The 23,947-nt window shown below is 62.7% G+C and carries 16 protein-coding genes; 15 read left to right on the forward strand and 1 reads right to left on the reverse strand.

Annotated elements, in window-relative coordinates; all coding sequences use genetic code 11:
* The first annotated feature begins 168 nt into the window (after positions 1–168).
* The 14 genes from QZY48_RS05530 (at position 169) to QZY48_RS05595 (ending at position 16,133) form a co-directional block, all read left to right on the forward strand.
* Complete coding sequence (locus QZY48_RS05530; RefSeq protein ID WP_295428798.1) at positions 169–1,020, forward strand: ABC transporter permease; 852 nt, start codon at positions 169–171, stop codon at positions 1,018–1,020.
* 64 nt (positions 1,021–1,084) lie between these two features.
* Positions 1,085–2,320 (forward strand): ABC transporter ATP-binding protein, encoded by a 1,236-nt coding sequence (locus tag QZY48_RS05535; protein WP_295428801.1) that lies wholly within the window; start codon positions 1,085–1,087, stop codon positions 2,318–2,320.
* A 16-nt stretch (positions 2,321–2,336) separates the two neighbouring features.
* A complete protein-coding gene (locus QZY48_RS05540) occupies positions 2,337–3,491 on the forward strand; it encodes an FkbM family methyltransferase (protein WP_295428805.1) in 1,155 nt (384 codons plus the stop codon).
* Positions 3,492–4,409 carry a sulfotransferase gene (locus QZY48_RS05545; protein WP_295428807.1) on the forward strand — a complete coding sequence of 306 codons (918 nt, stop codon included), beginning with the start codon at positions 3,492–3,494 and terminating at the stop codon, positions 4,407–4,409.
* Positions 4,410–4,448: 39 nt separating this feature from the next.
* Positions 4,449–5,621: a DegT/DnrJ/EryC1/StrS aminotransferase family protein gene (locus QZY48_RS05550; RefSeq protein ID WP_295428810.1), complete on the forward strand. Its 1,173-nt coding sequence runs from the start codon at positions 4,449–4,451 to the stop codon at positions 5,619–5,621.
* A gap of 101 nt (positions 5,622–5,722) precedes the next feature.
* Positions 5,723–6,745 (forward strand): glycosyltransferase, encoded by a 1,023-nt coding sequence (locus QZY48_RS05555; protein ID WP_295428812.1) that lies wholly within the window; start codon positions 5,723–5,725, stop codon positions 6,743–6,745.
* A gap of 121 nt (positions 6,746–6,866) precedes the next feature.
* On the forward strand, positions 6,867–7,841 hold the full coding sequence (locus tag QZY48_RS05560) for an ATP-grasp fold amidoligase family protein (RefSeq protein WP_295428814.1): 975 nt from the start codon (positions 6,867–6,869) through the stop codon (positions 7,839–7,841).
* Positions 7,842–8,513 carry an acetyltransferase gene (locus tag QZY48_RS05565; protein WP_295428816.1) on the forward strand — a complete coding sequence of 224 codons (672 nt, stop codon included), beginning with the start codon at positions 7,842–7,844 and terminating at the stop codon, positions 8,511–8,513.
* A 33-nt stretch (positions 8,514–8,546) separates the two neighbouring features.
* Positions 8,547–9,569: a 2-dehydropantoate 2-reductase gene (locus QZY48_RS05570; RefSeq protein ID WP_295428818.1), complete on the forward strand. Its 1,023-nt coding sequence runs from the start codon at positions 8,547–8,549 to the stop codon at positions 9,567–9,569.
* Between the two features lie 649 nt (positions 9,570–10,218).
* Positions 10,219–13,029 carry a choice-of-anchor D domain-containing protein gene (locus QZY48_RS05575; protein ID WP_295428819.1) on the forward strand — a complete coding sequence of 937 codons (2,811 nt, stop codon included), beginning with the start codon at positions 10,219–10,221 and terminating at the stop codon, positions 13,027–13,029.
* A 349-nt stretch (positions 13,030–13,378) separates the two neighbouring features.
* Complete coding sequence (locus tag QZY48_RS05580) at positions 13,379–13,711, forward strand: hypothetical protein (protein WP_295428822.1); 333 nt, start codon at positions 13,379–13,381, stop codon at positions 13,709–13,711.
* Positions 13,712–13,910: 199 nt separating this feature from the next.
* Positions 13,911–14,207, forward strand: coding sequence for a hypothetical protein (locus QZY48_RS05585; protein ID WP_295428823.1), 297 nt, complete (start codon positions 13,911–13,913; stop codon positions 14,205–14,207).
* Positions 14,208–14,560: 353 nt separating this feature from the next.
* Complete coding sequence (locus QZY48_RS05590; RefSeq protein WP_295428825.1) at positions 14,561–15,409, forward strand: Uma2 family endonuclease; 849 nt, start codon at positions 14,561–14,563, stop codon at positions 15,407–15,409.
* A 232-nt stretch (positions 15,410–15,641) separates the two neighbouring features.
* Positions 15,642–16,133 (forward strand): N-acetyltransferase, encoded by a 492-nt coding sequence (locus QZY48_RS05595; protein WP_295428827.1) that lies wholly within the window; start codon positions 15,642–15,644, stop codon positions 16,131–16,133.
* 261 nt (positions 16,134–16,394) lie between these two features.
* On the opposite strand, the gene QZY48_RS05600 is transcribed toward QZY48_RS05595, so the two are convergent.
* Positions 16,395–19,667 (reverse strand): S8 family serine peptidase, encoded by a 3,273-nt coding sequence (locus QZY48_RS05600; RefSeq protein ID WP_295428829.1) that lies wholly within the window; start codon positions 19,665–19,667, stop codon positions 16,395–16,397.
* 165 nt (positions 19,668–19,832) lie between these two features.
* Here QZY48_RS05600 and QZY48_RS05605 point away from each other — a divergent pair, with 165 nt between their 5' ends.
* On the forward strand, positions 19,833–23,789 hold the full coding sequence (locus tag QZY48_RS05605; RefSeq protein ID WP_295428830.1) for a DUF3683 domain-containing protein: 3,957 nt from the start codon (positions 19,833–19,835) through the stop codon (positions 23,787–23,789).
* Positions 23,790–23,947: the final 158 nt, after the last annotated feature.

The following is a 23,947-nucleotide window of genomic DNA, read 5'->3' on the forward strand; positions in this document are numbered from 1 at the left end:
CACCGTAGGAGCGGCCCCCCGGCCGCGACGGGTTGCCCCCAAGGCCGCCGTGGTCTGACTTATGGTCAAGACCCACAGACAGGCCCGCGCAACCGCGAGAAGCCTTCCGACCAAGACCCCAGCCCGCGTCGCGCGCCGGCACAAAATGAGAGCCATGTCCCCGAGTCGATGACCGAACCACGCATCACCGTCTACACCCCGGAGTCATCGCTCGCCAGTCCGGGCGTCATGATCCGCGACATGTTCCGCGACCTCGCCGCCGGCCGTGAGTTGGCCTGGCGCCTGGCGGTCCGCGACACCAGCGCCCAGTACCGCCAAGCCTATCTTGGCATCCTCTGGGCCTTCATCATGCCCCTGACCAACACCGTCACCTGGGTCTTCCTGAGCCAGGCCGGCATCGTCACGGTGGGCGATACCGCCCTGCCATACCCGGCCTACGTCTTCAGCGGCACCATCCTGTGGTCCATCCTGATGGACGCCCTGAACGCCCCGCTGGCGCAGACCAACGGCGCCCGTGCCATGCTGGCCAAGCTCAACTTCCCACGCGAGGCGCTGCTGCTTGCCGGCATCTACAAGGTCCTGTTCAATTCCGCGATCAAGGTCACCCTGCTGATCGCCGCGCTGCTCCTGTTCGGCATCAACCCCGGGTTCGGGCTCTTATGGTTCCCGCTGGGCATCCTGTCGCTGATCCTGGTCGGCACCGCGATCGGGCTCCTGATCACGCCGGTCGGGATGCTCTACACCGATGTCGGGCGCATCCTGTCGCTCATGATGCAGTTTCTCATGTATCTCACGCCGGTCGTTTTCCCGATGCCCAAAGAAGGCTGGCCGGCGGCCCTCTTCCAGATCAATCCGCTGACGCCGCTGATACTTACCGCCCGCGATTGGCTCACCGGTCTGAGCCCGGCGTACCTGGAGTATTTCCTCGTGGTCAACGGCGCGGCAATTTTCCTTCTGCTCCTGGCCTGGGTGGCCTATCGCCTGGCAATGCCGATTCTGATTGAGCGGATGAGTGCGTGAGCGGCTCACTGGCAGTCAACCCCGGTCTTGGGTACCCATTTCACACCCCTACTGGATCGTTGTTATGGCCGACACCCTGATCAGCGTCGACAGCGTCTCCAAGAAATTCTGCCGCAGCTTGAAGAAATCCCTGTGGTACGGCATGCAGGACCTCGGCCAGGAATTGCGCGGCCACCGACATGGGGGTGGAGGCGCGTTACGTCCCGACGAGTTCTGGGCTCTACAGGGCATCAGCTTTGAACTCAAGCGGGGGGAGTGCCTCGGCTTGATCGGGCACAACGGGGCAGGTAAGACCACGTTACTGAGGATGCTGAATGGCCTGATCAAGCCCGACCAAGGACGCATCGCGATGCACGGCAGGGTGGGTGCCTTGATTGCGCTGGGTGCAGGATTTAACCCTATCCTGACCGGTCGGGAAAATATCTACGTCAACGCGTCGGTACTGGGATTGACCAAACGCTTCGTCGACTCCCGAGTTGAAGAAATAATCGATTTCGCCGGACTTGGCGAGTTCATCGATATGCCGGTGCAGAGTTTCAGTTCCGGCATGAATGTGAGATTGGGTTTCGCCGTCGCGGCCGTCCTGGTCAGCCCGGATATCCTGTTTCTCGACGAGGTGTTGGCGGTCGGTGACATCGGCTTCACCATCAAATGCCTGAATACCGTGCGGCGCCTGTCGCAAGACGCGGCCGTGGTGTTCGTCTCGCACAACATGCAATCCATCTCTTCTTTTTGTACCCGCGTGATCGTGCTGGAAAAGGGCCGGAACCTCCTCGACACATCAACTCCCGCGCAGGGCATTGACCAGTACTATAGTCTGGTCAAGCACGAGATCCAGACTTCCGGCACCGGCGAGGCTGTCGTCAATACCATCGACTTGATCGCGGCGGCAGGCGTACTCGCCGACGAGGAGCCCAGCATCGCGCACGGTACCGAGCTTGCGGTCCGCTTAGCAATCAGTGTCACTCGCTCGCACTGTGAAGCGTCGGTGATTCTCTATGCCATGGACGAAGCGATGACGCCCGTCCTGTGCGTGCCGCTCTGTGACCCGGCAGGGGAATTAGCCCGCTTTCCCGTTGGCGATATCGCCATTGATGTCCCGCTCGGTGTCTTGGAACTCGCAGCCGGTAAATACAGCTTCGTGATTTCGGTGTCTGATTGCGAGACAAGGGAGTCGCTGGTTCGCGTTCAGGGCCTTAGGCCATTTCGTGTCTTTGCTCCGACTGCCTATTGGGGAAAGCTCGTCCGCCCCGCTGTCGTCGGCAAGACCATAATCCCGGCCGGTTGCAGCCAGGCTTAACTATGGGGATTCCCTGATGAGCGACTCGCTGATGGCCTCATACTTGGCGCTGGTCAGCGCTGCGGTCCCCAATGACTTCACCGATAACTACGACTATCGCCGTTTTGGCCCAATCGTTGAACCAAGTCGCCAGGCGCCAAAATTGCCTTTAAGGCGACGCCTGCGCTGGTATTATAAGAGAATTCTGCAGGCATTTCGCATCATTGACCAACCGCCGGTCTACAAGATGGACCAGGTCGCGTCTGCGACTGACTGGCTGCGACCGAATTGCGAGAATCTTCAATTCCTTTACGAGCACCTGGAAGACGAAGTCTCAAAACGCCTGCTCGCCCTCATTCTTGCTTACCGGGCCCTTGGCCATCGGCGCGTCAAGCTCCCGCTAAATAACCCTGACTACTGGGCGCTCTTTGCCCGCGTTGAACGATCCATTGATGAAGCGGAGGTCCGCGATCTTTCTTTTCATAACTGGAAGATCTATCGCTTGAAGCTCGAGGAATTTGGCTACCCCTTCGACTTGTTTATTCGTCCCAGTGGGGTGGTCGCCCAACTGCTGCTTCAACAGTATCGCTGTCAGACCGATCGTCAAGTCATTGAAGTGCGCCCTGGCGACATCGTGGTCGATGGTGGCGGTTGCTATGGGGACACAGCGCTGTATCTGGCCTATAAGGCCGGCCCTACTGGGCGCGTATTCTCGTTTGAATTTCTGCCGGAAAATCTTTCCATATTCGAGCGTAATCTCGAGTTGAATCCCGGGATTGCGGCGCGGATCAAGATCGTTCGTCACCCGATGTGGTCCTCGTCCGGTGAGTATCTGTACATCGAGAGCGCCGGCCCCGCCACCCGCGTCCTGCCCGCCCCGCAATCGCCGAATGCGGTCCGTATCGAGACCCTCAGCATCGATGACCTCATGAGATGCGAGCAAGTGAGTCGTGTGGACTTCATCAAAATGGATATTGAAGGATCGGAGTTGTCGGCACTTAAGGGGGCGGAGCAGAGCATTCGCCGCTTCAAGCCGAAGCTGGCGATCTCCGTCTACCACAAGCTTGCGGACTTCTGGGAAATCCCCCAGTGGATCGACAGTCTCGGGCTCGGTTATAGGTTTTCATTACGTCATTTCACGATTCACCAAGAAGAAACCATCTTGTTCGCGTATTGCGAGGCGCCCCGGTAGATGCAGATGATGATTGCTCAAGGCGCGCCTTTTTTTGTTCTTGGAAATCCAAGATCCGGCACTACGCTTCTGCGTCTTGCGTTGACTGCTCACCCCGCACTGGTCGTTCCGCCAGAGGCGGGCTTCATTTGTTGGCTGCATAATCAATTCGGCGCCTGGAGAGGTGAGCAATGGGCAAACATCGAACTTGTTCGGCGATTCGTCGACCACGTTGCCGGGACGAGGAAATTTTCTACTTGGAACATCGGCGCCGCGGAGTTGATGCCCTATCTCGCGACGCGCAAACCTGCAACCTACTCTGACGCCTGCTCAGCGATCTACGAGGCGTACGTCCTGAAAACCAAGCCGGGCGCTTCCAGGTGGGGCGATAAGAATAACTATTACACCGGGCATGTCGATTTGCTTGCTAAGCTGTACCCACTGGCGCAATTCATACACATTGTGCGGGATCCGCGCGATGTGGCTTGCTCCTATCGCGATACTGCCGCGCTGGATCGGTCTAATCCGTTTCGGCCTGACCTCCCAACCAATGCGACGATGATCGCCGTCGACTGGAATGCGAACGTCACCAACGTCCGCCATGGGTTCAGCCGGATTGATCCGGACCGATGCTATACGCTGCGATACGAAGACCTCGTCACCGACCCCAGGCGACAACTCGCCGCCCTCTGCGCTTGGTTGAATGTACCTTTTACTATTGATATGTTGGCATTCTGGAGGATTAATCGCGATACAGAGCTCGAGCCGAAGGCGATGCTTGAGTGGAAGAAGAAGACGCTGGAGCCCATCACCGCGTCGCAAGTGTGTCGCTTCCGCAGCGAACTGCAGGAACAGGATCAGCGGGCCATAGAGGCAGTAGCGGCGATCATGATGGTAACATACGGCTATCTGCCTTTACAATCCTACGCCCGCGCGTAGGTGGTTAATGGCTTTCGGGATCTCGGCATCAGTACGACTATGAATGACACAAACCAGTGCGGCCCACTCTTCGTCGGCTGCCCGAATCAGGGAGATCGCGGCGTACTGCTGGCACGCATCAATGATCTGCTTGATCGCCGCTGGTTTACCAACAACGGCCCCTTGGTCCAGGAATTCGAGCAAAGAATTGCCGACTATGTCGGCGTCAGACACTGTGTGGCGATGTGCAATGCCACGGTCGCACTTGAAATCGCCAGCCACGCGCTTGGGTTTGCCGGCGAGGTGATCGTGCCCGCCTATACGTTCGTCGCGACGGTCCATGCGCTGCAATGGCAGGGGATCAGACCAGTGTTCGCGGACATCAACCCGGCGACCTACAACATTGAACCAGGGACGCTGGAAAAACTGATTACCCCAAAGACAACAGGTATCGTCGGCGTACACGTATGGGGCCGGGCGTGCGACGTGGAGGCGATCGAGACAATCGCGGCCCACCACCACCTCCAGGTGCTATTCGACGCTGCACACGCCTTCGGCTGCTCCTATCGGGGCCGCATGGTAGGTGGTTTTGGGCGCTGCGAGGTATTCAGTTTTCATGCCACAAAATTTCTCAACAGCTTCGAGGGCGGGGCGGTCACCACGAACGATGCAGAACTGGCCGAGAAATTGCGGCTAATGCGCAATTTCGGATTCTCCGGATATGATAATGTCATCTATCAGGGGGTAAACGGCAAGATGACGGAAGTTTGCGCCGCCATGGGCTTGACTTCACTGGAGGCGGTGGATGCTATCGTCGCCACTAACTGTCGGAATTACGATTGCTATTGTCGCTTTCTTGCAGACATTCCAGGCGTCGCAATCATCGCCTATGACCCGTTAGAGAAGAACAATTATCAGTATATTATCGTTGAAATCGACGAACAGGCTTCCGGCGTCTCCCGCGATGGGCTTGTAACCCACTTGCATAGCCATGGCATCATCGCGCGCAAGTATTTTTGGCCTGGTGTGCACCGCATGGAGCCATACCGAACGCTGCAACCCGACGCCGGTCGGTCCCTTCCTAACACCGAGCAAGTCTCAGCCCGGGTGATCGTTCTGCCAACGGGGCAAGCCGTCGATGAGGTGTCCGTCGCTTGGGTTTGTCACGTCATCCGTGACTTTATCAACTGCGGTCATCGACCTACTGGCAACCGTGGCACCTCGCCGAGGTGAACCCGGTGGCGTGATGAGCTGATGGGGTCCGATTTGGTTGAATGTCCCGGCATCCTTGTTTCTGTACCATTTCTTAATTTACCTGGAGTCGCCAAACGATCATGGAGCACGCGACCGCTGTCCCCAACCGCCTTCCGCACCCTCGTCGGATCGGCGAGCAGCGTTGGCCAGCGGGTACGCCCCCACTGGTCAGTATCCTTTGCTGTACCTTCAATCAGGAAAAATATCTGCGGGAGTGTTTTCACGGCATCCTTATGCAGGAAACGACGTTTCCGGTCGAGGTAATAGTACATGATGATGCGTCGACCGACGGTACGCGCACTATCATCGAAGAATATGTTGGACGCTGGCCGACGCTTTTCATACCGCTGTTCCAGAACGAGAATCAATACTCACTGGGAAGATGCCGTCTTGCTATCGCATTTCGGAAATCTGGTGGCGACTTTATTGCTACCTGCGATGGCGACGATTACTGGATCAACCCCGAGAAGCTTGAAAAGCAGGTCCGTGTCCTTGCGCAAGACGAAGATTGTTTACTATGTGGTGGCAGGGCCTTCATCATTCGGGAGCCAAGCGCATCGCCTTACAACATAGTCCCCTCAATCCCCCCGGAGAGACTTGCGGCGATGGGTCCCTGGGAGATTCTGCGCGGTGACTGGTGGTTGAATGCCTGTACCAGATTGACCCGGCGGCAACTGTGGGTCGACTATCTGGATGTCATCGGTAATGATGAAGCGACCTGCGACTACATCTTTATGCTTTATTGTGTCTCGCGTTCGCGCATGACCCCGTCCTGCTTTCACTGCTTGGATGAGATCGTGGCTGTTTATCGGGAGCATCCCGGCGGGATTTTCACGAGAAAGTCCAAGGAGGAGCGTCTTCGGGCCGATCTGCGTATACTGAAGCTCGCATTGAGCCGCTTCCACTTTCCGGCCGGTCGGGACCTGCTCGAGAACAGCGTGGTCGCCATCTGTAACGAGTTGGGGCTTACGCGTATCGGCGACGCTTGTGTCGATGCAATCCTCACGAATGCTCGCGCGAGACAGCGACATCGGTGGTTGCGCAGTGCCGCCAAGAGAATGCGTGCGTTTTATTGGGCGGCAAGCCGGCGCCTGTCTCGCTGAAGGTCCGGGGTCTTGCCTTCGGCGACGCGGCATGATGGCATGTCTTTGCGGTTCCTGGGTAGTCAGGGAGCAGAGGGATGTTGCCTTTAGGTTTTGCGGAGATGTGGCGGGTTGATTTCAGATGTCCAGCAATAGCGCTTTCGGCTCTTTCATTAGTAACCTGGAGCGCGTGGGGTTACGTCTGAAAAGGACTCGGCTTGCTGAAACCCGGAGCGGGCGGGTCATTGTGGATCTGATCCTCTGGCCAACCGATCTCGTTAAGATTCTGCGCAGCTATCACGCCAGTTTTGGCGTCTATCCGAATCTGCTGCGGCCACGGGGCTTCAACGATTTTTTACAGCAGTCAAAATTGTTCAGGCGTAAACGCAGGTATACTCAGTGCGCGGATAAGGTGGCCGTGCGGGACTATGTCGCGTCCGTGATCGGACCGCAATACCTCAACCAGCTTTACTGGGTGGGGACGGACTTGCGTGAGGCGCCACGGGCGCGACTTCCCCAAAGCTTTGTCATCAAGTCGAACCAGGGATCTGGCACCATTCTGATCGTAAAGGATGCAACGGTAGTCGATTGGAATGCCGCGGATCTGGAAACGCGGCGCTGGCTGCGTATTGATCATTCGGTCCATTTCGCCGAATGGCAATACCGCTGGATCAAGCCGCGGCTCCTGATCGAGCGGCTGTTGACTACGAGCGACGGTTCAGTGCCGCTCGATTATAAGTTTTTTTGCTTTCATGGTCAGGTCGAACTTGTGCAGGTCGACTTTGACCGCTTCACCGGACATTCCCGGGCGCTGTTCGATCGCCACTTCAGCAGGCTTCCGGTGCGATACCAGTTCCCACCGTATGGCGGTGCGTTAGGGAAACCGGCCTGTTTTGAACAGTTGGTTCAATTGGCCGAACGACTTGCGGGCGACGAGCCCTTCGTGCGCGTCGATTTCTATGATGTGGAGGGGCCGGTGTTCGGTGAGATGACATATCATCCTGGTGCAGGCTTGGAGCACTTCGATCCGCCGGAATGGGACCTCAGGCTCGGCGCGCTGCTGCGTGGAAGGAGACGTTGGCCAGGGTCTAAACATCAGGCGGTAGGGGGGGGCTGAATGAATAATGAACGCAGGCCGCTCGTCATTTTCGGTGGCGGCACGTTTGCAAGTCTCGCTGCTCACTGCGTGACTCATGACGGGCAGCGCACCGTGGCCGCGTTCACCGTTGACGCGGCGTATGCCAGGTCTGAAACCTACGAAGGATTGCCGCTGGTCGCCTTTGAGACTCTGATACATCAGTGTCCACCCGAGACCCACGATATATTGGTGGCCGTTGGCTATTCGCGGATGAATGGACTGCGGCACGAGCGCTGTGACCAGACAATTGCCATGGGGTATCGTTTGGCGAGTTGGGTTTCCAGCCGGGCTTGCGTCTGGCCGGACCTGCCCGTTGGCCGGAACGTCATCATTTTTGAACAAGCAATTCTGCAATCATACGTTCGTCTCGGCGACGATGTCATTGTACGCAGCGGAGCAAATATCGGGCATCATAGTCGGGTCGGCAGCCACACCTTTGTCGCGACCGGCGTTGTGACGGGTGGAAATGTGACAATCGGCGAGCACTGCTTCATCGGATTGGGTGCGGTGTTGCGCGATGGCATTACGATTGCTGATCGCAGCTTTATCGGCGCGGGTGCGGTGGTGGTTGCCGATACGGAAGCAGACGGGGTCTATGTCGGAAGTCCGGCGCGTCGCTTGCCGAACAAAAGGTCGCTGGATATCACCTGAGGTATAGCGGCGTAACCGGTCCTTAGGGGCGAAATGAAAATATGTATTGTAGGTGCTGGCGCCATTGGCGGTCTCCTTGCTGCCAAGTTCGCGCGGTCCGGGGAGGAGGTGACAGTTGTTGACCGGGGTCTGCATCTTCAGGCTATACTTAGAGACGGTCTGCACTTACAGATGGCGGACGGAACACAATCGGTCACGACCAAGCTGGCCGTGACCGATCGACTTGCGGAGGTGGGGACCACCGACCTGATTGTCCTGGCGGTCAAGGCCCATCAAATCGCCGCCGTCGCGCCCGGGCTGCCGGGGATCTATGGCCCGGACACGACGGTGCTCACGGTGCAAAATGGGATTCCCTGGTGGTATTTTGAGCGGCATGGCGGGGCACTGGAGAACACGCGGCTGTGGTCGCTCGATCCCGAGGGTATCATTTCTCGAAATATCCCTGCGGAGCGGCTCATTGGGTGCGTGGCGTATCCGGCCTCGAGTGTGACGGGCCCCGGCCGGATTCGGCATATCGAAGGCAACCGCTTTCCCGTCGGCGAACTTGACGGCAAGTTGAGCGAGCGCGCCGCCCGTGTCGCGGGTCTGTTCAACGCCGTCGGCTTCAAATCGTTCGTTCTGGAGGACATTCGCAGCGAGATCTGGTTGAAGGCCTGGGGCGCCCTGTCATTCAACCCCATCAGTGCGCTGACGCAGGCCACGATGCTCGACATCTGTTGCTTTCCGCAGACGCGTGTATTGGTCGCCAGCATGATGGCTGAAACCCAGGTGATTGCGGAGAAGCTTGGGATCAGTTTCCGGCACACCATTGAAAGGCGAATCACCGGCGCGGCGGGGGTCGGTGCACACAAGACCTCCATGTTGCAGGACCTTCTCGCGGCCCGTTCCCTGGAGATTGATGGCGTGATCGGCGTGATCGTTGAACTGGGGCGCCTGACCAAGACGCCGTGTCCTTCCGTCGATGCGATTTACGCGTGTGTCAAATTGCTTGATCGAAAGATGTCTGGGGTCCGTCGGCCCCGGCGGGCGCGGCGGCCACCCTCTGCGCTGGTGTGATCCGGCGCCGCCTGCGCGGAGTCCAAGCCATGCCAGGCCACTCGGGATGCGATGTCGATCCGGACCCTGATCTTAGAGGAGGATCGGTCCCTATAGGTCCCCCGGGCTTGCGGTCACCGGGCTGGCCGACGCAGTCCGGGGCCTGTCGATTTATGAGGCTGGCGGGGAGCCGGCAGACGCAGCGACGGGCGGACCCGGCCGGTCGGGGGATCGTCGCGGTGCAGGTTTGGGCTTGACGCAAGGAAGGATCGTACCCTAGGCTAAGGTCTAGTGTCGGTCGCGGTTGTGTTTCAGCAGTCGGCGCTTGACCGGAGCGGTCCCGCGAGGGAAACGCCTTCCGGACCGGAACATGCTATCCCTGGGATCATCGCTGCACTGTCAGAAAATTTTACACTTTCTCTCGGTTGGTGCGCTCTGCCAGGCGTTTCGAGAAGGTAGCGTGATGAGTTGAAAAGAAAAAATATCTACGGCACGCCGATTGCATTAAAGTCCGGCGAGGGTGCCCAGGTGGACGCAACGAGGCAACCGACGCACGGCTGGCCGTGGCAATGTAACCAGCCGTTGACGGTGATCCCACATCCCGAAGCCTCGTAGCAAATTGAAAACCCAACTGAATTTCGGCCGCAACTAGACTCTGGAGTACGATCAAGTGACGAAGAACCATGCGCAAGCAAGAAGCGGGCCTTACACTACCGGCCTCGGGGCAATCTCCCTGGTCGCCCTGGCGGCCGTCATGGCAGCGGCGCCCGCCTTTGCAGACACGCTTAACCTGACGGCGTCTGACGGCACTTCGGGCGCCAATCGCACCTCGTTCGGCGGCTTAACGGTCGGTACCACATACTGGCCGGTGGGTCCGGGGCAAGTTGCCACCGGCCCCGCCGTTGCGGGAAACGACTATGTGGTCGGTCCCGGGTTGATTTTGCGCAGCACGAATGCCAGCTACACATTCCTTGGAGATTCGCTCAAGCTCGATGGGTCGATCTTTTACCTGCGGGGGAACAATCTCACGACCCAGAACTTCGGGGCTCTGCTGACCGCCAGCGCCGCCGGGGCGTCGATTCGGAACACCGTTGACAACACGGCGCAGACGCTCGACGGGACCAAGCTTCAGCTGGATGGTCTGGCTACCTTCACCGTGGCGGGCACCGGCCGGACCCTGACGGTGGCGGCCCCGATCGAAGGCGCGGGAGGGGTCGCTCTCGCGGCCGGCACCGGTACGGTGATCTTCAATGACACTATGGCCTTGGGAACGGGCGGTCTGTCTCTGGGCGGGGCCACGCTGCGACTCACCGGCGGCATTCAGCGAAGCACCGGCACCCTCGGTGTCGTCGGCGGCAGTCTGGTGCTGGACCAGGCAGGCGACGATCTGGTCGTCGCCTCCGATTACACCAACACGGGCTTCGGCAGCGGCAACACCTTCAACGCACGGGCCGGCGTCTCGGGGCTTGGAGCCGTTATCTCAGCGGACATGGCCGCTGTTCCTGGTCGTACCAACCAGGGGTTGAGTGTCAACGGCGGGGCCGTGACCGCCGTTGACACGGCGTTGAACCTCAATGTCCATACCACCAGTTCCATCACGGCGAATGGCCTGGCAGGCAACACGTCCGACGTTGCGAACGGCAATTACGCGATACACAACACCGGAACTGTCACCAAGATCCGCGGCGCCGCGAACAGCACCGCGATCACCGACACGCGCCTGAGCGGCGGCGGCGTCTCCGGCAGCAGTGTCGAGACAGCGACCAGCTATGCGGCGACGGGGCTCGCGCCTACCACCGCGACCGGCAACCTGGGCGTGACCTTCACGGGTACCGGGGCGGCTGGGGCCTTGTCGGGTCAGACCGTCACGGTTTCCGACAATTTCGGGGAGTCGCAGCAACTCGCCATCACCGGCGCGGCCTACGATCTGGCGCAGGCCAACACGCAAAGTACGATCACCATCGACGCTCAGCATGTGAACGGCGTCAACCTGGCAACGGTCACAGTCAGTAACGTAGCCCCGACTGACGCGACCTACACTGAGACGCTGAGCGGCGATCTGGCGGTGAACGTGGACGCGACCGGGGCCGGCGGTACCTTCAGCGGCATCGCGGCCGGTAGTCCCGGGACCAACTTCGCGAGCGACGTCGGTGTCAACACCAGCACCGCCGGCCACATCGCGGGCACCGGGGTCCTGACGCTGAAGTCCGACGCGGTCAACGGGTCCGGCTTGGGCCAAACCGCGTTGACGACTCAGAATTTCGTGATCGAAGGGGACGTGTACAACCTGGCGGAGGCCAATACGCACGCGACGGTTACCGTCGCGGCGCAGCATGTCAGCGGCAACAACACCGCCACGGTGACGGTCAGCAATGTGGCGCCAGTCGATGCGACCTACACGGAGACCCTGAGCGGCGGTCTGGTGGTCAACGCGAACGCGACCGGGGCCGGCGGTACGTTCGCGGGTCTCGTTGCCGGCGGTTCCGGTAGCGATTTCTCTGTCGGTGTCAACACCAGCACCGCCGGTCAAATCGCGGGTACCGGGGTCCTGACCCTGAACTCCGACGCGGTGAACGGTTCCGGCCTGGGCCAGACCGCGTTGACGGGCCAGACCTTCGACATCACGGGCAACGTGTTTGACTACGCGGAAGCGACCGTCAGCAATTTGGTGACGGTGGCCGCGCAGCATGTCAATGGCACCAACCTCGCGGCGATCTCGATTGAGAATACCGCCACCCCCGGCGACTACACCGAAACGCTGAGCGCGACGATGTCGACCAGCCCCGCGGCGACCGGGACCGGTTCCGTCAGCGAACTGGCCGCCGGTGACGGACCCGATACGACCAGTTTGATGGTCGGTGTCGATACCGCGACCGCGGGTGCAAAGTCGGGCACCGCTACGGTGGTCCTGTCCTCCGATGAGGTCATGAGTTCCGGTTTGGGCAGCACCTCGCTGGGCAGCAGCAATGTCGATGTCGCGGGCGATGTCTACAACTTCGCCGTCGGCGGCATGTCGAAGACCGGGGGCAGCGGGACCTTCTCCGGCAGTTCGGCGGCGTATAGCCTGGACTTCGGAACCCTTCTCCTGAACACCGGGACCTATACCGCGAATCTGGGTGCGCTCAATACCGCCCCGGCGGCCTTCAGTGACCTGCTCAGTGGCCTCTTTGCCATAACGGCTGGCTCGGGCTTTATCCTGACCGGATTTGATCCGTTCTCCGGCCTGGCGGGTCAGGGGTCGCACGCTTTGACAGTGGCCCTGTCGAGTGCGGCGCTGGGAAGTTGGAGCGAGACCATCAAGTTCACCTGGAACGGCACCAACGCGGCAATCGACAACTATGTCGGTCCTACCTCGGACATCTTTCTCACCCTCAGCGGAACTGTCAGCGAGACCCCGGAGCCGGGCATCCTGTGGCTGATGGGCAGCGCGGGTCTGTTGGGCTGGTACTCTGCCCGTAGAAAGGCCGCCAAGCGCGCATGATCGATCTTGCCGGCTGACCGGCGGGCTGCGGTCGGCAAGCTCGGGCAAGGCGGTCAAAAAACCGGACGCGGCACAGGCCGCGTCCGGTTTTGTTTTGGACAGTGGTGCGGTCTGCGGCGAGCGCCGAGTATCCACCCCGTCCCGAACTTTTGATGCTACGTTTGGTGTTGGCGCTGCTCGGCAGGTCCAGGAAAACGTTTCGGACGGGGCGAATGCCCCGTCCGGCCCTGCCCGGAGGCGAATGCCCCGTCCGGCCTTGGCGGCTGACCTGTGCGGCTGCCCTTGCCGCCCCCGGGAGGGGCTATTACACTGACCGCTTGAGGCATACTGACTGACGGAGAGGCAATTCGTGGCAATCAAGCTACCCGGTCTTGGCGAGGACAGGAATATTCCGTTACTGGCGGTGACGCTGGTGGCGGCACTCTCGGTGGTGTTGGCGGTGGTGAACATGGTGACGGCGCGCAGCAACACCCAACTGATCGGGGAGGTGCGGGAGCGCCAGCAGACGATCAACCAGGGGATTCAGTTGAGCCCGCTCAACGTGCAACTGTCCCAACTCATCGGTACCCTGGCCTCTCAGTCCGGCGATATCGACCTGCGCGCGGTGTTGGAGCGTTACGGTGTGTCGTTCGGTGATGGACAGGCGCCGCCGGGCGACGGCGCGGGTGCGACCAAGCCCTGAGCCGGGAGGGAACACCGGAAAGAGAGAACAGTCAGGCGCGACGGCCTTGATCATGACTCCGGCGGTCAGCCTTTGTGGCGACCCGTCGCGGCCTGGGGGCCGCTCCTACGCGCCCCCGGGGCGCGACGGATGTCACCCGCGTGATGGCCGGAATACAGGTCAGGGCCGGCGCCACTAAGCACGAATGAGCGGAACCGATATGAAGCCTGAAACCCTGATCCTGCCCTTGATCCTGCTGGCGGCGGCCATCTTTCTGGAGGTCGTGACCCGGACCGTGGCGCTGGCGGATAATTATCGCGAACTGGCGGCTTTTTACGACTCACAGCAGACCCAGTACAAGATTGCGGTCGACCTGCGCAACCAGTTCCAAGGTATCGCCACTGAGACCGCGAAGCTTGCGGAGATCGGCAACCCGAATGCCGTCACCGTGATGGAGCGTCTGAAGGCGGCCGGGATCAGCGTGCAACTGCCGGCAGCCGATGAGAAAAAGCCGTAGCGAGGGGCGGCGCCTGAGCTGGCGGGCGGGCCTTGACCGCCTTGATCGTAATCCCGGTCAGCGGCGTGCGTGGTCAGGGCTTCCAGCCCTGACGGTGTCAGGCCAAGATGGCCTGACTACGCACCCGGCAAGCCCAAGTGGCCGGAATCCTGATCGAGGCCGGCCTTGACCATGAAGACCTCGGCGAGCGCTCGTCGCGGCCGGGGGGCCGCTCCTACGGCGTAGGAGCGGCCCCCTGGCCGCGGCGGGCTGCCGCGACGACGGGTTGGCCGTAATTTTGACCAATGGTCCGAGCATTTCCATCGTGCGGTGCCAGGCTATGCCCATGACTGCCATTGCCCCCGGAGACGCCTATGTCGCAGACCGCCCTTGCCGAACCGCGCCGCACGCGGCCTGAACCGGCGCCTGTCCCGCCCCCTTCGGCGGCCGGTCGCTACGTCTCGGAGGAGGATTACTGGCTCAACTACTACCTCGACTCCGACGTCCACTATGAATGGAACAACGGGCGTCTGGAGGAAAAGCCGGTGTCCAACTACGAGACCTTCCTCGTTTACCACTGGTTCATGCTGCTGCTGGAGCACTTTCTGACCGCCCGGCCCATCGCCAGGATGGTGGCACTGGAGATGGGCTTTCGGCTGCCGCTGCCGACCGGTACCGTCATCCGCAAGCCCGATTTTGGCGTGGTCTGCAATGACAACCCCCAGCCGTTGTTGCCGCTGGACGCGTCCTATCACGGCGTTTTCGACCTCTGCGTCGAGGCCCTGTCGGATCAGGAGCGCCGCGACATCTTGCGCGATACGGTGGTCAAAAAGGCCGAGTATGCCGTCGGCGGCGTCCCCGAGTATTACATTCTGCACCGCGCGCCTGAGCAGCAGGCGTTCTTCACCCGCACGGCGGCGGGTGTCTATGTCCCGATCGCGCCCGAGAACGGCGTGATCCGCTCACGGGTCTTGCCGGGCCTGCAGTTCCGCTTGGCCGACCTCTGCCGCCGGCCCGAACATGGAACGCTGCGCGATGATCCGGTCTATGCCGCCTTCGTGCTGCCCGGTTGGCGCGCGGCCGAGGAGCACGCTGCTGCCGAATCGAACCGCGCCGACACCGAGGCACAGGCGCGTCGGCAGGCCGAGCTGCGAGCGCAGGAGGCGGAGCAGGCACTCGCCCGGCTCCAGGCACAACTGGCTGGCCGCGCTACTGCGCAGTGACGGCGCCGGGCGGCTCAGCAGCGAATACTTGCCCACTCGGGGCGGGACGGGCGATCGACCGGGGCGAGACGAGGCATGCGCCCCGTTCCGATCCTTTGATTCGACGCCGAGCGTTAGCACGAACCCGCAGGTTCGGAGAAAACGTTGCGGACGGGGCGAATGCCCCGTCCGGCCCTGGGCGTCCCGGCGACAACCGCCGCTATGACGCATCGTTTGGGCGCGGAACCGGGGGATGAGCGGCGGGCCCCTTGAGTTTCTCGCGTTGGCGGCCCTGCGACGGGAACAGGCTGCGGCCATCGGCGCCACCCTGACTGGTATGGACCCCTGGCGGACCCTGGGCTACCAGGCCGAGACCCTGGCGCGGGGCCTTGAGTCGACTCACCCCGACCTGATCCGCTACCTCGCCGCGCGCGACGGTGAGCCGCAAGGGCTGGTGGTGGTGCGCCACCCCTGGCTGCGCGGGGCCTATATCGAACTCTTTGCCGTGCTCCCGCCGGCCCAGGGCCGGGGCCTGGGGCGCGTGGCCCTCGAATTAATCGAGTCACGTTACCACCGGCGCACTGCAAACCTCTGGCTACTGGTCTCCGGCTTCAATAACGGCGCCCGGTGCTTCTACGAGAAACAGGGCTTTCACCTGGTCGGCGTCATCGCCGACCTGGTCGTCGCAGGCCAGGACGAGGTGTTGATGCGCAAGGTCATCCGTCCCGCGGTTGGGGTGCCATGACTGCCGCTGATCATCAGTCCGCACTTCGGCCCCGAGGGGTTGGCCCCGAGCCCGTAGTCCGCTGCGCGGGCCAGCGACCGCGTTCGGAGGGAGTCCTTGAATCGCTGGCCGAACTACGCCTCACTGTCTTTCTGGGGACGGATTGGGCTGGGAGTCTGAACCGAACCTTTAATTCGGCGTTGGGTGTCAGCACCAGTCGGCAGGTTCAAGGAAACTCTCCGAACGGGCGTCGCTCGCGGTCCAGGCCGGTTACTCACCAAGCTAATCGCCAAGTGCAAGCGGCGGTTCGCTGACGTATTGAAACATCACCGCATCGGCAATCACGGCGCGACCGTTGCGATCCGAGATTTCTACGTAACTTCCGGTGCCCGCGGCGAAGACATAGACTCCTAACGCATTCCACTGGCCGCCGCTCAACTGTTGGTTTACCTCGACCGTGTTGATACCCTCGGAATGCTGGATATCATAGGGCGCCCGGACGCAGCGGTTGGGGTGTGTGACCCAGCGGGCCAGCACACGATACTGTCCGGCGCGCGGAATCGTAGGAGTAAACCGGTAAATGTCGCCCGTGGTGTTACGATCGTCTGCCAACCAATCCGCAGCGTATTTCTGCTCTGGGTCGGTAGCATACGTATTCCATTTTCCGGCGATCACTCGAGTCCCAATACCGCCATTGTCGAGAATGATGTCCGAGGGCGGCGTGAAGTTGATGACGATACTGAAATCCGCGCTGATGCTGGCGCCGTAGGCGTCTGTTACGCTAACCGAAAAAACAAAGGTTCCAGGAGTGAGCGGCGTACCTTCGATCAGGCCGCTCACGGCATTGAGGGCAACCCCGGGGGGTAGGGACCCCGTAACGAGGTTCCAATTGTAGGGGGCTGCGCCGCCGCTAGCCGTCAGTTGCGCGCTGTATCCAATGCTCAACTCCCCGGCTTGCAGACTTACGTTCCTGATGCTTAGGGGTAAAGTTGCAGGTGGTTCGCTGACATATTGAAACATCACCGCGTCGGCAATCACCGCACGGCCGTTGCGGTCGGAGATCTCGACAGAATTGCCGGTGCCCGCCGCGAAGGTATATACTCCCAAGACATTCCACTGCCCGCCGGTTAGTTGTTGGTTTGTCTCGACCGTGTCGACGCCCCCGGCATGGCGAATGTCATAAGGTGCTCGCGTGGAGCGGTTCGGGTGGGTGACCCAGCGCGCGAGCACGCGATACTGTCCGGGGTGCAGAATCGTCGGGGTAAAGCGGTAGGTGTCTCCCGTCGTATTGCGATCGTCTGCGAGCCAATCGGAGCCGTACTTCTGCTCTGGGTCAGTGCCATAGGCGTTCCATTTTCCGGTGATCACTTGAGTACCCGGGTCGCCATTGTCGAGGACGATATCCGGGCTCCACGAAGAACTGGCGGCGACGTTGATCGACAATGCCTGAGGCGTGCTTTGAGTATACCCATCGCCAGCCTTGACCGTGAAGCTGTAGCTACCCACCTGGGTGGGCGTACCGGTGAGATTCCCACTCGCCGAATCGAGCGTCAGCCCCGGCGGTAAGGCCCCGCTTGCCAACGACCAACTGTAGGGCGGGATACCGCCGGAGGCCCCTAAGACTATGTTATAGGCGAGTCCAACGCTGCTATCGGCCAAGGCAGTCGTGGTTATTGCAAGCGGCTCTGCCGCCAGGAGCCGCAAGGCGTCCGCGGTCACCTGGGGCACTCCGCCGTCAGAGATTTCAACATGGTTGGTTGCGTCAAGATAGGCGGGGCCGACCAAATTCCATCGCCCGCCATTCTGCAGTTGATTAATAAAATATTGCTCAGTGCGTGTGCCGCCGCCAACTCTCATTAATGCCTGGCTGCTATTGCCGCTCAGCGCTGGCCACCAGGCGTAGACGTTGTAGTAGCCGGGCGTGAGGGTGGGTGTAAAGCGCAGGGTATTGGCTTGACTGGTGCCGGTGGCGCCGCGCAGGGCGCTGCCGCCGTAGGCCTTGGTGTCGGCTACGCTCGTGAAGCTACCGCTGACGGTGGTGACGCCCGCGGCCGCGGTTTCGCTGTCCATGATTACCTCTACCGGCAAGGGCGATGTAACCAAGGACAGGGCTTGGTCAAGTTGAATGCGCGGGGTGCTGTAGGTGTTGGTGCCGTCGGTGATGGGTGTGCCGGACAGGCGCAAGGCCGCGACCAGGTTGTCGACACTGGGAGTGAGCAGCGTCTGCGCAGCCTTTTCGCGCAGGACGGCGAGGGCGCCGGCCACATGGGGGGCGGCCATGGAGGTGCCGCTGGCGCCGCCGACGGCGTTGGTCGGAACCGATGAGAAGACGCTATAACCGGGGGCAAAGACGGTGAGCGCCGGGGCCAGGTTGGAAAAATAGGCGATGGCGTCGCTGTCTTCGGTGGCGCCGACGCTCACCGCACTGGAGATGCAGCCGGGGGTGGAGATGGCGGTGCGGACACCGCTGTTGCCGGCGGCGACGACGGTGGCGATGCCGGCGGCGCGCAGGGCGTCGATGGCGGTCTTGGTGGGGGCCGAGTCGAGGTTGCACTCCCGGGCGCTGGTGTAGATGTCACCGCCCAGGCTCATGTTCACGGCGGCGATCGGGGTCCCCGCCTGACTGAGGCGCAGGACGTGCTCCAGGCCGGCGATGATGTCGGAGTCGTAGGCCCACAGATTGCCGCCCTCGATGACGAAGACCTGGATCGGGATCAGGTTGGCGCCGGGGGCGACCCCGCGATAGGTGCTGTCGCCGCTCAGGACGATTCCGGAGACGTGGGTGCCGTGATAGCAAGAGCCGTGTCCGGTGCACTCGACCCCGGCGCCGGAGCCGCAGGCGGTGTGGCTTGGAATCCCGCCGTTGGCGACGAGGACCTCCGGACAGTCCGCCGGGAGGTTGGGGCACAGGGTGGTGAGGTAGCCTATGTAGGCGCCGGAGTAGCAGGCCTCAGCGTCGTGGAGCACACGGTTGGCGAAGTAGGGGTGGCTGGTCTGCACGCCGGTGTCGATGACGGCGACGGCCTGGCCGGCGCCGGTCCAACCCTGGTTGTAGGCGAGGTTGCCGCCGATGCGTGGGACGCTGGTGTTGAGCAGGGGTGCGTGGGGGCGGTCTTCGGTGACGCTCAGTACGTCCGGCAGGGCGCGCAGGCGGCGGATGGTGTCGCGGTCGGCCTGCATGGCGGCGAGCGGCAGGTAGCGGTAGCGATTGATGCGCACGGGGTGGCCGGCAACGGCGGCGGCGAGACGGTCCTGGGCGCGGGCGACGAGCCGGGCACGGTCGCCGAGCTTGCGCTGGGCGCGCGCCGGGTTGCCGCCGAGGTCGGTTGGCGGTTCGATCGCCGGCAGGGTCTCGGTGCGCAGTCGCACGATGACGGGCAGTGTGCCGCCGAGTTCGGCCTTGGCCTCGAGCCGGTCGAGCGCCGCCGCCTGGATGGCCGCGGTGCCCAGGGCATCCGCGGCCTCGGCGCCGCAGGCCGGTCCCCCGACCACGCAGAGGAGCCCGCACAGGAGGGCGAACGACAGGACGAGGGACCGACTCTTGAACTGTGACATGGTGGGTTTGCCGCGGATGCTGGGGGCGGGCTGCCCCCTGGCTGCCATCAATTCTAGCCCACCAGACGGCAAATACTGCGAAGCAGGCATCAGGGGCGATAGTCCCGGCCGCGTGATTGCGCTATTTTGTGCGGTGCAACACCGCCCCGCCGGACCCCGAAGCCCATGACTGCCGAAACGCTGCCGCGCATCCGCGAGATCCCCTATAACTACACATCCTTCTCCGATCGGGAGATTGCGATCCGCTTCCTGGGTGAGCCCCGCTGGCGGCTGATCGAGGCGCTGCGGGGGACGCGCCGCACCGGCCGCTCCGCCCGCATGCTGTTCGAAGTGTTGGGGGATATGTGGGTCATCACCCGCAACCCCTATCTCCAGGACGACCTGCTGGAGAACCTCAAGCGGCGCCGACTCCTGCTCGGCGCCTTGGACCACCGGCTCGACCAGTTCGAGTTGCGCCTCAACGACAACGCCCGGGCGGCGGAACTGCTGGCGGCCGCGCGGGCAGCGGTGCAGCGTTTCAAGGACTGGTTCGCGACCGAGCACAAGGCGCGGGCGCGGCTGCGCCGGGCCCTGGCCGGCGTCACCCGCCGGGATAATCTGGACTTCGGCGGCCTGGCCCGGGTCTCCCACGCCACCGATGCCACGGACTGGCGCGTGGAACTGCCCTTCGTCGTGATCGCACCCGACAGCGAAGCGGAGGTCGCGCCCATCGTGCGCGCCTGCATCGACTGCGGTCTGACCCTGATCCCGCGGGGCGGCGGCACCGGCTACACCGGCTCCGCGGTGCCCCTGCACCCCATGACGGCCGTCATCAACACCGAGAAGCTGGAGCAACTCTCCGGGGTCGAGCGCATCACGCTGCCCGGGGTGGCGGGGCTGATTGCGACCGTCCAGTGCGGCGCCGGGGTGGTGACGCGCCGGGTCTCGGACCTGGCCGACGCCAATGGGCTGGCCTTCGCGGTGGACCCGACCTCCCAGGACGCCTCCTGCATCGGCGGCAACGTGGCCATGAACGCGGGCGGCAAGCGGGCGGTCCTGTGGGGCACGGCGCTCGACAACCTCGCCTCCTGGCGCATGGTGACACCGGACGCGGACTGGCTCCTGGTGGAGCGTCTGGACCACAATCTGGGCAAGATCCATGACCAGGCGCAGGTGCGTTTCCGCCTGTCCCGCTTTGCCCCGGACGGCACCACGCCCAGAGGTGAGCCGCAGACCCTGACCATGCCCGGCAGTGCCTTCCGTCAGGCGGGCCTGGGCAAGGACGTGACCGACAAGTTCCTCTGCGGGCTGCCGGGCGTGCAGAAGGAGGGGTGCGACGGTCTCATCACCTCCGCCCGTTTCATCCTGCACCGGATGCCGGCCCAGGTGCGCACCCTCTGCCTGGAGTTCTTCGGGACCGACCTGGAACTGGCGGTGCCGGCCATCGTGGAGATCAAGGACTTCATCGACGGCCTGGCCGAGGTGCAGGTGGCGGGTCTGGAGCACCTGGACGAGCGCTATGTCCGGGCGGTCGGGTACACCACCAAGGCCAATCGCCGGGAACTGCCGAAGATGGTCCTGCTTGCGGATCTGGTGAGCGAAGACGCCGCCGCCGTGGACCGGGCGGCGGCGCGCGTGGTGGAGTTGGCGCGGGCGCGCGATGCCGAGGGCTTCATTGCGCTGAGTTCCGAGGCGCAGAAGCGCTTCTGGCTGGACCGCGCCCGCACCGCCGCCATCTCCCGTCACACCAATGCGTTCAAGATCAACGAGGACGTGGTGATCCCGCTGCCCCGTCTGGCGGACTACAGCCGCGGCATCGAGCGCATCAACATCGAGCAGTCCATCCGCAACAAGGACGCCATCATGGCCGCGGTGCTCGACTATCTGGACGGCGACTTGGCGGAGAGTCGCCAGGATGGCGACTATCAGGACTCGGCCGAGGAGACCGCGATCCTGGCCGCCAAGCGCGCCGTCGCCCGGGACCTGGTGACCAGCGCCCGCACCCGCTGGCAGAGGGTGCTGAACCACTTGGACGAGCCGGCCGCTGCGCATCCGGACCTGTTGGATGCCGAGGCCCTGGCGCGGCTGCGCGACGGCGATACCCTGCTGGACCTAATGCTGCGCCGGGACCTGCGCCAGTCTTACCGGCGCGAGGTCGGGGCGCGACTCGACGAGACCTTCGCCGGCCAGGAACTGGCCGGGGTGCGGGAGCGGCTCGCCGCCTGCCACGCCCAGGTCCGGGATGCGCGTCTCTTCGTCGCCCTGCACATGCACGCCGGGGACGGCAACGTCCACACCAACATCCCGGTCCATTCCGCCGATTACGCCATGCTGCAGGAGGCGGAACTGGTGGTCGAGCGGATCATGGCGCTCGCCGTCGGCTTGGGCGGGGTCATCTCCGGGGAGCACGGGATCGGCATCACCAAGCTGCGCTATCTGGAGCCCGCCAAGCTCGCCGCCTTCGTCGCCTATAAGGAGCGGGTGGACCCGCACCAGCGTTTCAACCGCGGCAAGCTGATGCCCGGCAGCGGGATGGACGGGGCCTATACGCCCTCACTGCGGTTGGTCCAGCAGGAGGCCATCATCCTGGAGGAGACCGAGCTCGGCGGGGTCAATGATGACGTGAAGCACTGCCTGCGCTGCGGCAAGTGCAAGCCCAAGTGCATGACCCATGTCCCGCGGGCCAACCTGCTCTATTCACCGCGCAATAAGATCCTGGGGGCCGGGCTGATCCTGGAGGCCTTTCTCTATGAGGAGCAGACCCGCCGCGGGCTGTCGCACCGTCACATCGCCGCGCTGAACGACCTGGCGGACCACTGCACCATCTGCCACAAGTGCCTGAACCCCTGCCCGGTCGCCATCGACTTCGGCGATGTGACCATGCGGATGCGCCGCATCCTGGTCAGCCGCGGGCAGAAGCGCTTCAATCCCGGTGCCTGGGCGGCCATGCAGTTTCTCAATACCACCAATCCCCGTACCATCCGGGTCCTGCGCAAGGGGTTGGTCGAATGGGGCTTCGCCGGGCTCAACCTGGCCCATGCCGCCGCGCGCACCCTGGGACTCACACGCGCACGCATCGCCCACCCCGCCGCCACCACCGGCCGACCGGCCCCGATCGGCCAGTTGTTGGACCTGGTGAGCCGCCCTATCCGGGTGGACCTGCCCAAGCAAGGCTTTCGCCACATCCTGCGGCTGGAGGACCGCACCCAGGTGCCGATCCTGCGCGACCCGCGGGTCACGCCGGAGGACGCGCCGCCGGTCTTCTATTTCCCCGGCTGCGGGGCCGAACGCCTGTTCTCGGACGTGGCTCTGGCCGCGCTCGCCATGCTCTATCGCCAGGGCGCCCAGACGGTGCTGCCGCCCGGTTATCTGTGTTGCGGCTATCCCCAGCGCGCCGCGGGCCAGGACGCACGCGGGCGGCAGATCACCATGGACAACCGGGTGCTGTTTCATCGGGTGGCCAATACGCTGAATTATCTCGATATTCGCACCGTGGTCGTGTCCTGCGGGACCTGCATGGATCAATTGCTCAAGTACCAGTTTGACCAGATCTTTCCCGGTTGCCGGCTCTTGGACATCCACGAGTGGCTGATGGAGCAGGGGGTGGGGCTAAAGATGAAAGCTGCGGTCGCCATGGCCGTTCCCTCACCCCGCCCTCTCCCAAAGGGAGAGGGAGAATTGGAGCGCGCTCCCGGCGCGACTTTCATGGTAAAGCCGGCCGCGGGGGTGCAATACCTCTACCACGACCCCTGTCACACCCCGATGAAGACCTATGCCCCGCTCAAAGTGGCCGCGAGCCTGATGGGGCAGGGGGTGCGCCTGTCGGAGCGCTGCTGCGGCGAGGCCGGAACGCTCGGCACCGCCCGCCCCGACATCGCCAACCAGTTGCGCCTGCGCAAACAGGAGGAGTTGACCGCCGGCATCCGCGCCCTGACCGGCCGCGATCGGACCGAGCGCGGTGCGGTCAAGCTGCTTACCGCCTGTCCCGCCTGCCAACAGGGCCTCGCGAAATATACTGATGAGACTGGGCTTGAGGTTGACTACCTGGTAGTGGAACTGGCCCGCCGCCTGCTGGGCCAGGGGTGGCAGGATGCCTTCCTGAAGGACGTCCAGAACGGCGGCATCGAGCGGGTGTTGTTGTAGGGTCCGCTGCGCGGACCGGTGCGCGGACCGCTGTCGGCGCAAACGATGGGTTTCTCGGTGCTCTGCCATGGGTGCAGGCAACGACCATGACCACCGACTCGCGGACCGGGCGTCGTTGTCGTTGTCGTTGTCGTAATCGAACAATCCGAACACGACAA

The sequence above is a fragment of the uncultured Thiodictyon sp. genome (assembly GCF_903828115.1).
In the GTDB taxonomy this organism is placed as follows: domain Bacteria; phylum Pseudomonadota; class Gammaproteobacteria; order Chromatiales; family Chromatiaceae; genus Thiodictyon.